General features: G+C 65.2%; 12 protein-coding genes. 6 read left to right on the top strand and 6 right to left on the bottom strand.

Translation table 11 applies throughout. The features are described 5' to 3' along the window. Positions 1-1,011 carry an NAD(P)-dependent alcohol dehydrogenase gene (locus FJ957_RS26780; protein ID WP_140835851.1) on the bottom strand — a complete coding sequence of 337 codons (1,011 nt, stop codon included), beginning with the start codon at positions 1,009-1,011 and terminating at the stop codon, positions 1-3. Between the two features lie 112 nt (positions 1,012-1,123). On the opposite strand from FJ957_RS26780, the gene FJ957_RS26775 reads away from it, so the two are divergent. Then, on the top strand, positions 1,124-1,732 hold the full coding sequence (locus FJ957_RS26775) for a TetR/AcrR family transcriptional regulator (RefSeq protein ID WP_140835850.1): 609 nt from the start codon (positions 1,124-1,126) through the stop codon (positions 1,730-1,732). 912 nt (positions 1,733-2,644) lie between these two features. On the opposite strand, the gene groL is transcribed toward FJ957_RS26775, so the two are convergent. The 3 genes from groL to FJ957_RS26755 all read right to left on the bottom strand — a co-directional run bounded on the left by groL (position 2,645) and on the right by FJ957_RS26755 (position 5,684). Further along, positions 2,645-4,297 (bottom strand): chaperonin GroEL, encoded by a 1,653-nt coding sequence (groL, locus tag FJ957_RS26765; RefSeq protein ID WP_140835849.1) that lies wholly within the window; start codon positions 4,295-4,297, stop codon positions 2,645-2,647. A 63-nt stretch (positions 4,298-4,360) separates the two neighbouring features. Beyond that, the gene (gene groES, locus FJ957_RS26760) at positions 4,361-4,657 is read right to left on the bottom strand and encodes a co-chaperone GroES (protein WP_006203049.1); all 297 of its coding nucleotides are present in this window, start codon (positions 4,655-4,657) and stop codon (positions 4,361-4,363) included. A gap of 226 nt (positions 4,658-4,883) precedes the next feature. Next, positions 4,884-5,684 (bottom strand): class I SAM-dependent methyltransferase, encoded by an 801-nt coding sequence (locus tag FJ957_RS26755; protein WP_140835848.1) that lies wholly within the window; start codon positions 5,682-5,684, stop codon positions 4,884-4,886. 76 nt (positions 5,685-5,760) lie between these two features. Between FJ957_RS26755 and FJ957_RS26750 the strand changes: the two genes are divergently transcribed. Next, positions 5,761-6,612 carry a hypothetical protein gene (locus tag FJ957_RS26750; protein ID WP_140835847.1) on the top strand — a complete coding sequence of 284 codons (852 nt, stop codon included), beginning with the start codon at positions 5,761-5,763 and terminating at the stop codon, positions 6,610-6,612. Here the strand turns inward: FJ957_RS26750 and FJ957_RS26745 are convergent. After that, a complete protein-coding gene (locus tag FJ957_RS26745) occupies positions 6,609-7,370 on the bottom strand; it encodes an SDR family oxidoreductase (protein ID WP_140835846.1) in 762 nt (253 codons plus the stop codon). The two genes, FJ957_RS26750 and FJ957_RS26745, sit on opposite strands and share 4 nt — an antisense overlap. 106 nt (positions 7,371-7,476) lie before the next feature. Here FJ957_RS26745 and FJ957_RS26740 point away from each other — a divergent pair, with 106 nt between their 5' ends. Beyond that, entirely contained in the window at positions 7,477-8,376 is a 900-nt protein-coding gene (locus FJ957_RS26740; RefSeq protein ID WP_140835845.1) for a LysR family transcriptional regulator, read from the top strand. Between the two features lie 225 nt (positions 8,377-8,601). Here the strand turns inward: FJ957_RS26740 and FJ957_RS26730 are convergent, their stop codons facing one another. Further along, complete coding sequence (locus FJ957_RS26730; protein ID WP_140835843.1) at positions 8,602-9,228, bottom strand: TetR/AcrR family transcriptional regulator; 627 nt, start codon at positions 9,226-9,228, stop codon at positions 8,602-8,604. Between the two features lie 118 nt (positions 9,229-9,346). Here FJ957_RS26730 and FJ957_RS26725 point away from each other — a divergent pair, with 118 nt between their 5' ends. From FJ957_RS26725 to FJ957_RS26715, 3 genes are read left to right on the top strand one after another with little or no spacing between them, the layout of a single operon-like run. Next, the gene (locus FJ957_RS26725) at positions 9,347-10,531 is read left to right on the top strand and encodes an MFS transporter (RefSeq protein ID WP_140835842.1); all 1,185 of its coding nucleotides are present in this window, start codon (positions 9,347-9,349) and stop codon (positions 10,529-10,531) included. Positions 10,532-10,545: 14 nt separating this feature from the next. Then, the gene (locus FJ957_RS26720) at positions 10,546-11,847 is read left to right on the top strand and encodes a D-arabinono-1,4-lactone oxidase (RefSeq protein WP_140835841.1); all 1,302 of its coding nucleotides are present in this window, start codon (positions 10,546-10,548) and stop codon (positions 11,845-11,847) included. Then, complete coding sequence (locus FJ957_RS26715) at positions 11,844-12,980, top strand: alanine racemase (RefSeq protein WP_140835840.1); 1,137 nt, start codon at positions 11,844-11,846, stop codon at positions 12,978-12,980. Before FJ957_RS26720 ends, FJ957_RS26715 begins: the two co-directional genes overlap by 4 nt. Positions 12,981-13,025: the final 45 nt, after the last annotated feature.

The raw sequence follows: 13,025 nt of genomic DNA, 5'->3' as shown, positions 1-13,025 counted from the left end.
TCACGCGCCGTCGATGACGACCTTGCCGAAGACGTCGCCCCGCTGGAAATGACGGTAGGCCTCGTGCGCCTCGGCGAAGGGGAAGACCTTGTCGAGGACGGGTTTCAGCCGGTGCGTGGCGACAGCAACAAGCATCGCCTCCAGCCCGTTGCGGCTGCCGACGAACAGCCGGCCGATGGTGACGAGGCTGCGCTGGTAGACGGCGCCCGGGATCTCGACCGATTTGCCGTTGTGGTCCTGCACGGTGAGCAGCACGATGCGTCCGTAAAGCGCGCTGGCGATCAGCGATTGCGTAAAAGTCGCCGGGCCGCCGGTCTCGACGACGAGATCGATCCCGCCGGTCGCCTCGCGCAATTTCACGCCCCATTCCGGCGTTCCGGCTGCTGCGATGACGAGGTCGGCGCCGAGCGCCCGCAGCCTTTCGGCTTTCTCGGCGCGCGAGGTGATGGCGGCCACGCGGCAACCCATGAGCTTGGCGAACTGCAGCGCAAACAGCGCGACGCCACCTGAGCCAATGGTGAGAACCCATTGTCCGGGCTTCGGAATCTGGGCGCCCGTCAGCGCGCTCCAGGCGGTCAGCCCGGCGCAGGTGAAGGTCGCCGCCTCTTGCCAGGAGAGGTGGTCGGGCAGCCGCACGGCCCATTGCTCGTCGAGCAGCGCGTATTCGCGGAGCATGCCGTCCAGCGTGCAGCCGAGCTGATCGACGATGCCCGGATGCATGCGGCCGTCGATCCAGCGCGCGAAATAGCTGCCGGTGACGCGGTCGCCGATGGCAAAGCGGGTCGTACCGTCGCCGACCGCGACGACTTCGCCGGCGCCGTCGCTCAGCGGCACGATGCCGGCGCGGGGTGCCAGAGGATAGGTGCCGTTGAGGATCATCGTGTCGCGGCGATTGAGCGAGGTGGCGCGCACCCGCACGACGATCTGGCGCGGATCTGGGTGCGGCATCGCCTCCTCGCGCAACGCCAGTTTCTCGATGCTGCCTTGCCCCTCGAGCCGATAGGTTTGCATTGTTGTTTCTCAAATATGTAGACCGATTTACATATTATGTAGACCGATTGTCATATTATGGGCAAGCCCTATAATGCGGGCTCCTGACAGAGGTTGACATTCAGAGGTCGACGTGGCGACGGACACACGCACCCGCATGATCGAGGCGACCGGGCTGCTCATTCGGCAGCGCGGCTATCACGGCACGTCGCTCAACGACATTTTGAGCGCCAGCGGCGCGCCCCGCGGGTCGCTCTATTTCCATTTCCCGGGCGGCAAGGACCAACTGGTCATCGAAGTGACGCGCGCCAGCGTCGCCGATGTGACCGAGCGGCTTGGCGCCGCGCTGTTGGAGGAAAGCGACCCAGCCGTTGCCGTGCACCACATCTACCAGTCGGTGGCCCGCATGCTGGAAGAGAACGAATTCTCGCTCGGCTGCCCGGTCGCGCCGTTGGTGCTCGACGCTCCGAACAATGTGCCGGACCTGGCTGAAATCTGCCGGTCGGCCTTCGAGCAGTGGATCGGACTGCTGCGCCAGGCTTTCGTCAGGGCAGGAGTGCCGGAGCGGCGCGCGCAGGCGCTGGCCCTGCTGGTCGAATCTTCGCTGGAAGGCCTTATGGTGATCGCCCGCGCCACCCGCGACCGCACGCCGGTCTTGGCTGTCGCCGACGAAGTGGCCGCGCTGGTCGAGCAAGCGGTGCTTGCCGGCAAGGTAGCCCGGGAGGCGGACGCTACCGCCTGAGGGTAAAGGGCGTTGCCGGCTCCGGAAATATCGGCTTAACTCCCCAGGTCTTGCCGCAACGGGGTGGCCGGCGAAGCGGTTCGGGCGCAGGCGTTGGCACGCAGACAAGTCGGATCAGGCGGTTCGCGGACGCTATTTGCCAGGAATCTCGACTGGAACCGCGCATTTCAAGTACAACGCCTCCGCCGAGGTGGCGCTTTCCGGCTCGGGGGAGCTGCCTGCCGGCGGCGTTGACTGGACCCAGCTGCTTTCGCGCCGGCCGCTGCAACCGGACACGCGCCACGTTTTTCGCGTGGCAGAAACGAGCGGGCCGGTTTCCTGCGTCAGGCTCGATGCCTCGCCCGATGGCGGCATCTCGCGGGTGAGACTGTGGGGCAAGGTCGACCCCGCCGCGCGTCGCGCCGCTGGGCTATCGCTGGTTCAACGCACTGCCGGAGGGACAGGCAGGGCAAGCGCTGGCCGAGCAAGGTATTTCGGTCGACCTCGCGGAAAGGCTGGTCGCTGCGCGGTCTCTAACGGATGGGCCGTCGCTTCCTTCGTTGGTGTCGATCTGGAAGGCGTGAAGGCCATGCTGGACGGACCGGGCAATGAAGGCTGAGGGAAAGCTCGCGGCCGGCCTGAAGGCGTTGTGGCGACTTATCTTCACGGCGAAGCGATTTCGTTTCGGAATGCCGATCAAACGTTGATCGCCCGATAATCCTCGCAAACAAGAAAGGGCGCCTCTCGGCGCCCTTTCCATATCAGCTTGGTAGCCTGGATTAGAAGTCCATGCCGCCACTCAAGCCCGTTTGCGGGCTTGAGCAATGTTAGTTGATGGGCGTGCTTTATGGACTTCTTAGAAGTCCATGCCGCCACTCAAGCCCGTTTGCGGGCTTGAGCAATGTTAGTTGATAGGCGTGCTTTATGGACTTCTTAGAAGTCCATGCCGCCCATGCCGCCCATGCCGCCGCCAGGCATACCGCCGGGCATGCCGCCAGCCGACTCCTTCTTCGGAGCCTCGGCGATCATGGCTTCGGTGGTGACCAGCAGGCCGGCGACCGAGGCCGCGTCCTGGAGAGCGGTGCGCACGACCTTGACCGGATCGACGATGCCCATGGCGATCATGTCGCCATATTCGCCGGTCTGGGCGTTGTAGCCGAAGGTCGCGCCCTTGTTCTCAAGGATCTTGCCGGCAACGATCGATGCTTCCGCACCGGCGTTGGACGCGATCTGACGGGCCGGAGCCTGCAGGGCGCGACGAACGATGTTGATGCCAGCGGTCTGGTCGGAGTTGGCGCCGGTTGCCTTGATGCTCAGCGAAGCGCGCAGAAGCGCGACGCCGCCGCCGGGAACGATGCCTTCTTCGACGGCCGCGCGGGTCGCGTTGAGGGCGTCATCGACGCGGTCCTTCTTTTCCTTGACTTCGATCTCGGTCGCACCGCCGACGCGGATGACGGCAACGCCGCCGGCCAGCTTGGCGAGACGTTCCTGCAGCTTCTCCTTGTCGTAGTCCGAGGTGGTCTCCTCGATCTGCTGCTTGATCTGGGCAACGCGGCCCTGGATCTCGGCCTTCTTGCCGGCGCCGTCGACGATGGTGGTGTTCTCCTTGGAGATCGACACCTTCTTGGCGCGGCCGAGCATGTTGAGGCCGACATTCTCGAGCTTGATGCCGAGGTCTTCGGAAATGACCTGGCCGCCGGTGAGGATGGCGATGTCTTCCAGCATGGCCTTACGACGGTCACCGAAGCCCGGCGCCTTGACGGCGGCGATCTTCAGGCCGCCACGCAGCTTGTTGACGACCAGCGTGGCCAGAGCCTCGCCTTCGACGTCTTCCGAGATGATGACCAGCGGCTTCGAGGTCTGCACGACAGCCTCGAGGATCGGCAGCATGGCCTGCAGGTTGGAGAGCTTCTTCTCGTGGAGAAGGATGTAGGCGTCCTCGAGATCGGCGACCATCTTGTCGGCGTTGGTGACGAAGTAGGGCGAGAGGTAGCCGCGGTCGAACTGCATGCCTTCGACGACTTCGAGCTCGGTCTCGGCGGTCTTCGCCTCCTCGACGGTGATGACGCCTTCATTGCCGACCTTCTGCATCGCTTCGGCGATCATCGAGCCGACCGAGGCATCGCCATTGCCGGCAATGGTGCCGACCTGGGCAACTTCTTCCGAGGTCTTGATCTTCTTGGCGTTCTTGATCAGCGTGCCGACGACATCGGACACGGCGAGGTCGATGCCGCGCTTCAAGTCCATCGGGTTCATGCCGGCGGCAACCGCCTTGTGGCCTTCCTGGACGATCGACTGCGCCAGAACGGTCGCGGTCGTGGTGCCGTCGCCGGCGATGTCGTTGGTCTTCGAAGCGACTTCGCGGACCATCTGCGCGCCCATGTTCTCGAACTTGTCCTCAAGCTCGATTTCCTTGGCGACGGTGACGCCGTCCTTGGTGATGCGCGGGGCGCCGAACGACTTGTCGATGACGACGTTGCGGCCCTTGGGGCCGAGGGTGACCTTCACCGCGTCGGCGAGGATGTTGACACCGCGCAGCATGCGCTCGCGGGCGTCACGGGAGAATTTTACGTCTTTGGCAGCCATGTTTTAGCTCCTGGCAGGGACTCGGGAAGAGCCCGAAGATGAAGATTCAGGTGAGGCCGATGATCAGCCGATGATACCCATGATGTCGGATTCCTTCATGATCAGAAGGTCTTCGCCATTGAGCTTGACTTCAGTGCCCGACCACTTGCCGAACAGGATGCGGTCGCCGGCCTTGACGTCCAGCGGCACGAGCTTGCCTGCTTCGTCGCGGGCGCCGGAACCGACGGCGATGATCTCGCCTTCCTGCGGCTTCTCCTTCGCCGTATCCGGGATGATGATCCCGCCGGCGGTCTTGGATTCGGATTCGACCCGGCGAACGACCACGCGGTCATGAAGCGGGCGGAACTTGGACTTTGCCATGTTTTCTTCCTCGAATGAGAACGGTGAGAACTGTTCCTCCATCCGGCGAGGCCGGATATGGGTTAGCACTCACCAAAGGCGAGTGCTAACGTGGCGCTGAGATAGGCCGGCGCCTTGCGAGAGTCAAGCCGCGCGCAAGGGGGAGGCGACGCGAAATTTTTCTCATGCGGAACGCCGGCCCGAAAAGCGCCGGGCGTCGCGAGGCGCCGACGAGCAATCTCGTCCGTTAGTCCCGGCCCTTCGGCGACCGCAGCACCAGCAGCGGGCAGCGTTCAGCGAGCCCGTATGTGCCGGTCGAGGCAATGCCGACATCGCCGAAATACGCCTCGGCCTCTTCGACGATAGCCGCCACGGGCGCAAAACTATAGACGACGGACGAGTTCCGGTAGACGTCGATGGTTCGGATGACCGGCAGTTCCCATCCGGTTCGAGCCGACAGCTCCTCGCGGTCGGGAAACATCCTGTCGAAGTGTTCGAGGATGTCCCTCACCGGTATCGTGTAGTCAGGCGCGCCGCAGATAGCGGTCATGGCCACGCGCCATTTGAGGTCGTGGAAGGTCGAGGCGCCGCCGCTCAGCGCCAGGGCGCGGACATCCTTCGGGTCGTCTGGAGTTCCGGGGGAAGCATAAAGCCTGATGCCGGCGCGGCCGTCGGCCTTCAGCGCACGCGCGATCGACGCAAACAGTGTGCGCCTGAGGTCCGCGGCGCCGATGACTGAGAGACATCCATCGCCGATCAGCGCCTCGATGCTGGCGCCGGGAAACGGCAGATCGAACCAGTCGCCTTGCACCGCCTTGCGCATGTCCGTGTCGTCCGGCCAGATGCCGGCAATCATGTCGGCGGATTCGTCGACCGACGTCATCGTGGCGCCAAGTCCGGCGAGCTCGGGTGTCACGCCGAGCATGACGACATGCGACCGGGCAAGGTCGAGCTCGCGGTCGTAAGTTTCGACCACCTCCGCCGGCGGCCGCAGAGGTGAGCCGAGCAACTGCCAATGTTTACGAATTGCATTCCAATGCTCTGTCATGCAAACCCCAGCCCAGCAGCGCGTTGTATTCGATCAAATAATCGACGACGCTTGATAAGCCAAGTGAGGGGCGGGCATGGCGCGCATCGTGGTGATCACGCACGAGTTCGACCGCTTCCAGAGCCGGCGCGGGCTGCTGATGCGCCGCGATAGCCCATATATGCTCTTCGACCTGCTGGAAGAGCTGAAGCGCCGCGGCCATTCGGTCCAGATATTGAGAGGCACCTCGGCGAAGCCGGCCGCCGACATCGCGGTGTTGCATCTCGACGTGACCGTGACGCCGCCCGACTATGTCGATTATGCGCGGCACTTTCCCTTCTGCCTCAACCTTGGGGCCGCCGACATTTCGAAACGCCGCATCAGCGGCGCGGTGATTGGCCAAGGCGACGACTGGCAGGGACAGGTCATCGTCAAGAGCAGCCTCAACCATTGGGGAACGCCGGAACAGCAACTGAACCAGCGCGCGCGGCGCGCCGGCAGGCCGGAGCCGTTTCCCGGCGTCGAACCTTTCGACAAATACGAGGTCCATGCCTCGCTAGCCGACGTTCCGGCCGAAGTCTTCGAACACCGGGATCTGGTCGTCGAGAAATTCATTCCCGAGCCGGAGCCGGACGGTTTTGGCGCACGCTTCTGGCTATTCTGCGGCGAGCGCGAGCGCTGCACGCGCCATGTCTCGCCGCAGAGCCTCGTCAAGGGCGACGACACCATCCGCCGCGAGTCGGTTCCGGTGCCGGACGAGCTTCGCGCGCTAAGACGCAAGCTCGGCTTCGATTACGGAAAATTCGACTTCGTCATGCACGAGGGCAAGGCGGTGCTGCTCGATGCCAACAAGACACCCGGTCGCGCCCGCAACCTGTCGAGCTTCATCGCCGCCGGCAATGCCAACCTTGCCGACGGCTTCGAGGGACTGATCCGCCAGGTCACCTAGATGTTCATGCCGCCTGACACTTCGATCCGCTGGGCGTTGACCCAGCGATTGTCGTCCGACAGCAGCGAGGCGATCATCGGGCCGATGTCGTCGGCAACGCCGGCGCGGCCGAGCGCGGTCACGCCGGCCACCATGCGGTTGATCTCGGCGTTGTCGCGTACATGGCCGCCATTGAAGTCGGTCGCGATCGCGCCGGGCGCCACGGTGTTGGCGGTGATGCCGCGCGCGCCAAGCTCCTTGGCGAGGTAGCGCGTGAACACCTCGATGCCGCCCTTCATCATCGCGTAGGCCGATGATCCGGGCGCGGCGAAACGGGCCAGCCCGCTCGAGATGTTGATGATGCGGCCGCCATCGCCGATCAGCGGCAGCAGCGCCTGGGTGAGGAAGAACACGCCCTTGAGATGGGTGTTCATCAGCGTGTCGAATTCCTCTTCCGTCGTCTCGGCGATCATCTTGCGCAGGCCGGTGCCGGCATTGTTGACGAGATAGTCGAAGCGGTCGCGCTGCCAGGTTTCGTGAAGCGTCTTCTTCAACGCCTCGACGAAAGCCGGGAAGCTGGCGATGGCGCCGGTATCGAGCCCAAGCGCGGCGGCCCGGCCCCCAGCGTCCTCGATCTCGGCGATTGCCGTCTTCGCTTCATCGGCGCGAGAGCGATAGGTGACGATGACGTCGACACCCCGGTGGGCGAGGTTGAGCGCGGTATTGCGGCCGAGGCCGCGGCTGCCGCCGGTGATGAGGGCGATGGGACGAGTGGTCATGGCGAAATCTCCTTCTTCTGGGATGGAGATGCATATACTCGCCTGATCGTCCGATATAATCGGGCACGGATTGCCAACACTATTCAGTCTATGCGAACAATCGGCGATGGATCGGTTTGACAGCATGCGGCTCTTCACCCGCGTCGTGGAACGCCACAGCTTTACCGCGGCTGCCGCCGATCTCGGACTGCCGCGCTCCAGCGCCACCGCCGCGATCAAGCAGCTCGAGGAGCGGCTCGGCGTGCAACTGCTCCGCCGCACCACGCGCCACGTCACCACGACGCTCGACGGCGAGGCCTATTACCAGCGCTGCCTCGGCATCCTCGCCGACATCGAGGACGCCGAGGGCACCTTTGGCGCGCATGAAGTGCGCGGGCGGCTCAGCATCGACGTCAACGGCCATTTGGCCCGCACCCTGGTCATCCCGGAACTGCCGGCGCTGCTCGCGCGCCATCCCCGGCTCAGCGTGCATATCGGCGAAGGCGATCGCTTCGTCGACCTGGTGCGCGAGGGCGTCGACTGCGTGGTGCGTGCCGGAACACTGCCCGACAGCGACATGATCGCGCGCCGCATCGGCATGGCGCGCGAAGCGACACTCGCCAGCGCCGCCTATATCGAGCGTCTCGGCCTGCCGAGCACCCTGGACGAACTCGCCGGGCATATGATGATCGGCTTCGTCTCGTCGCGCACCGGTCAGGTGATGCCGCTGGAGTTCACCGTCGACGGCAAGATCCGCGAGATCGTGCTGCCGTCGCGCGTCACGGTCTCCAATTCCGACACCGCCGCCACGCTTGTGCGCCAGGGTTTTGGCCTCTACCAGGCGCCGCGCCGCCGCTTCGCCGCAGACATCGAGGCCGGCCGGCTGGTCGAGGTGCTGCCCGGCAACCCGCCGACGCCGACGCCGATCTCGGTGCTCTATCCGCGCAGCCGACAATTGTCGCCCAGGGTAAGGGTGTTCGTCGACTGGCTGGTGGAGATTCTGGGGCCGAAGCTGGATGCGTCTTAGGAGATCTTCGCAATGCTGGCGGGACAGCGCCCCGCTCTGGCCTGCCGGCCATCTCCCCCACGAGGGGGGAGATCAGCTGTCGCGCCGGCTTTCGCCACTCTCCGACGTTGAAGAAAGGGCGCCGCCGGCGAAGCTGCCAATCTCCCCACCTGTGGGGGAGATGTCCGGCAGGACAGAGGGGGGCGCGAAGGAACTCCACGGTTCCATTCTTCAGCAAGCCGAGACCTACAGAAACAACCGCAACTGCGTGTGAATGATCGACCGATAGTCGTCGATCGTGCGCCGGCCTTCTTCCTTGTCCTGCGTCAGCGCCAGCCGCACGACGCCGCCGGCAAGTTGGAAGATGAGGAACACGACGCGCCCGAACGCCTCGCGCCGCTCCGGCTCGATCATCGGACCGACATGGTCGCAGAACATCTTCGCCTGGTGCCGCGTCTCGGCGATGTCGAGATGCTGCAGCGCCTTGTCGGCCTGGATGGCGTTCTGCAGGTCCTGGATGGCCGGGTCGGCAGCGACGCGGGCATAATAGTCGTCGAGCAGGCGGTCGGCCGCCGCGGTCACGTCGCCCAGCCCGCCTATCTCGGCGATGATGGCACCGAATCGCGCCCGACTTTCCTCGGAAAACCGCTCATAGAGCATCGCCAGGATCGCCGACTTCGACGGGAAATAGTGATAGACGGTGGCGATCGGCCCGCCGGCCAGCGCGCCGACTTCCTTCATCGTCACCGCGTCGATGCCCTTTTCGCCGATCAGCCGCATGGTGGTGGCGAGGATCGCGTCGATGCGCTCGCGGCTGCGCTCCTGCTTCGGTCTGCGCCGCGGTTCCGTCGCCCTTCGCCTGGTCTGCGTCATGCACCAATCTCGTGAAAGCCGCGAATTCGTGGTTGACAAGAAACATGATCAAGTATCAGTTTCGTGAAATACTGACAACTTGTCAGTTTTTCGATCGAGCTGCAAGGGAGGCGCACTCGTGACCGCATCGCAAGCCGCGCAGGCGGAAAATGACGACTGGCTTGTCGGCAATCCGACCGGACTGCAGCTCGCCTCGGCGCTGTGGATCGGCTCGGTCGGCCTGCTCATCCTCGGCCTTCAGCCGGTGCTGCTCGGCGCGCTCTACACCGAAGGGCATGTCACCGGCGACGAACTCGCGCTGATGGCCACCGCCGAGATGATCGCGATCGCCATCGGCTCGGGCGTAGTGGCGATGCTGCTCCCTGCCAGGAACATGCGCCGGAAGAGCGCCCTGCTGCTCGTGCTGCTCGCGCTCGCCAATGTCTGGACCGCTTATGCCGGTACTCCCAATGCGCTGATCGGCGCGCGCACGCTGGCCGGCTTGGCGGAGGGCGGGCTGGTCGCGGTCGCCACCGAATTGATCGCCCGCTCGCGTCGCGCCGAGCGCATCGGCGGCTATTTCGTGACGCTGCAGACCTTGGCGCAATGCGCGCTGGCGCTGATCCTCGCGCTTTATGCCGTGCCGCGAGCCGGCTCGGCCGGCGGCTTCATCGTGCTCGGCATCGTCTGCCTGCTGTCGCTGGTCGTGGCCTGGACCGTGCCGGACGACTATGCCGACCTGCCCAAGGAAGAGCAGTTCGCCAACGTGGCGACCGTGCCGGCGATCACCGCGCTCTTGTCGATCTTCTGCTATTTCATGTTCTTCGGCGCCGTCTGGGCTTTCCTCGAGCCCATCGGCGCGCAGTTCGGCATTGATGGCCGCACCGTCGGCTTGATGGTTTCGGCGAGCCTTGCCGCGCAGGTGATCGGCGCCATGACCGCGACAATCTTCGAGGCGCGCATCGACTATCGTTTTGCCATCACCGCCATCGGGGTCATCGCGGCGATCAGCTCGGTGCTGCTTGCCTCCGGCCCGGGGCTTTCGATGTTCTGGGCGGTGGCGCTGGTGATGGGCTTCATCCTGCTCTTCATCGTGCCTTACCAGATCCGCCTCGCCATCACCGCCGACGAGACGCGCACCGCGGCACTCCTGGTGCCGGCCGCGCAACTCTTCGGCCTCGCCATCGGCCCGATCGCCGCCTCGCTGCTGATAGACGGCGCGAATTTCCGGCCCGTGCCCGAATTCGCGGCCGCCACCGCTCTGGCGAGCGTGCTTTTGCTCGGCGTCTTTGTGCTGGTCGCGCGCCGGCGCGGCCGGGCCTGAGCGGGAGGATTAGGATGGCAGCCGCCTGGAGCAACTGGTCGGGCTTCGTCACGGCTTCCCCGCAATTGATCGCGACCCCGGCCGATGCCGGGGAACTGGTCGAGCTGGTGCGCTCGGCGCCCGGACCGCTGCGCGTGGCCGGCGCCGGCCATTCCTTCACGCCGCTGGTGCAGTCGGACGGCACCATCGTCTCGCTGGAGAAGATCGAAGGGCTGGTCTCGCATGAGGCGGCGGCCAACCGGGCGCGGGTGAGGGCGGGCACGCGGCTCGGCGCCCTGATGCACATCCTGCAGGACATCGGCCAGGGCCTGCCGAACATGGGCGACATCGACCGTCAGGCGATCGGCGGCGCGCTGGGCACGGCAACGCACGGCTCGGGCTCCTCGCTCGGCGCCTATCACACGCAGCTCGAGGCGCTGCAGCTGGTGGATGGGCAAGGCAAGCTGCGCGAATACAGCCGGGCAGACGACCTCGACATGATCCACGCCACCGGCGTCGCGCTGGGCAGCTTCGGCGTGCTGACCGAAGTGACGATGAACAACATCGCTACCTATCGGCTGCGCCGCCGCAAATGGGTCCTGCCGGTCGGCGACATGCTGCGCGATTTCGAAACGATGATGGCCGCGCATCGCTCGGCCGAGTTCTATTACATCCCCTTCGCCGACTATGTGCAGTTCATTGCCAGCGATCTCAGTGACGCGCCGCCGACGCCGCGGCCGACCGAGGACGACGAGGAAGGGCTGGCGACGCTGCGCAAGCTGCGCACCACTTTGCGCTGGCTGCCGTTGCTGCGCCGCGCGCTGATCAGGGGCGCGGTGAAGAAAATGCCCTCCGAGGACTATGTGCAGGACTGGCTCAACGTCTACGCCAGCGACCGTCGCACCAAATTCAACGAGATGGAGTACCACCTGCCTTACGAGGAAGGTCCCAAGGCGTTGGCCGAGATCATCGCGCTGACGGAGAAGCACTTCCCGGAAGTCTATTTCCCGATGGAGGTGCGTTCGGTGGCGCCCGACGAATTCTGGCTTTCGCCTTTCTACAAACGGCTGACCTGCTCGATCGCCATCCACCACGATGCGGCGAACGACCCGCTGCCCTTCATGCGCGCCGCCGAGCCGATCTTCCGCAAGTATGGGGGCAGGCCGCATTGGGGAAAGATGCACAGCCTGAAGGCGGCGGACTTCAGAAAACTCTATCCGCGCTGGGATGACGCCATGGCGGTGCGCCGCGACATCGACCCCAAAAACCGTTTCGTGTCGCCCTACATGGCCGGCCTGTTCGGCATCGAACCCAGCCCTTTTGGCATCCGACGATGAGCGCCTATTTCACTGCCCTGTCCGACGCATTGCGGGCCGCCGAGATTTTCCGGCCCTGCCTGGTGCTCGACCGCGACCGGCTGGACGGCAACATCGCGCTGGTGAAGGAGAGGCTGGCGCCGGGCTTGGCGGTGCGACTGGTCGACAAGTCGCTGCCTTGCATGCCGCTGCTCTCGCACATCGCGCGAGCACTCGAAACCAACCGCTTCATGACCTTCCATCCGCCGGTGACGCAGGCCGTGCTCGACGCTTTTCCCGAGGGCGACCTGCTCTATGGCAAGCCGATGCCGGTGCGCGCCGCCCGGGCCGCGCTGACGAGAGGCGGCGCCGGCTGGTGGTCGCGCGTCTGCTGGCTGATCGATACGCAGGAGCGGCTGGCGGAATATGGCGCGCTCGCTGCCGCGCTCGACACCGAATTGCGCTTCGCTTTCGAGGTGGACGTCGGCCTGCATCGCGGCGGTTTTTCCAGTCCTGCCGAGATTAACGCGCTCACGATTCCAAAAGGTCTGCGCTGCGAAGGCATCATGGCCTATGAGGCGCATGCGCCGGAGATACCCGGCCTGTTTGGCGGTGCGGCCAAGGCGCTGAAGCGGGCCTCTGCCAAGGCCGCCGAGTTCGCCGGCGCCCTCGACCCGGACCAGCGCCGCATCCTCAACATCGGCGGCTCGAAGACAGCGCTGCTGCACGGCTCGGGCGCCGCTAACGAAGTGTCGATCGGCTCGGCTTTCGTGCTGCCCAAGGATTTCGACACGCCCGGCCTGGGAGGCTTCCAGCCGGCGGCATTTATCGTGACGCCGATCCTCAAGGCGCTCGATCCGATGCTGCCCGGTCCACCGGCGGTGTCGCGCACGTTGCGGGCGCTCGGCCTCTTCCCGCGCAAGGGCTGCTATCTCTATGGCGGCAAGTGGATGGCCGAGCCGGTGTTTCCCGAAGGCATGAGGCCGAACGGCTTGATCGGTCTGTCCTCCAACCAGCAGTTCATGGGGCTGCCCGCGGGCGCGGACGTGAAGTCCGGCGACTACGCCTTGCTGAGGCCGACACAGAGCGAGGCGGTCCTGCAGCATTTCGGGGCGATCGGGGTGTTTTCGGCCGCGCGCATCGTGGAGTTCTGGCCGGTGCTGCCGATGGGGTGAGGGCGCGTCTCCATGCCTCGAAAGCAGGCGGCACTATCCGACTGC

Origin of the sequence: Mesorhizobium sp. B2-4-6, assembly GCF_006442775.1 — a bacterium.
Classification (GTDB): domain Bacteria; phylum Pseudomonadota; class Alphaproteobacteria; order Rhizobiales; family Rhizobiaceae; genus Mesorhizobium.
The sequence above is the reverse complement of the archived record's forward strand: the minus strand, read 5'-3'. Positions and strand labels throughout refer to the sequence as shown.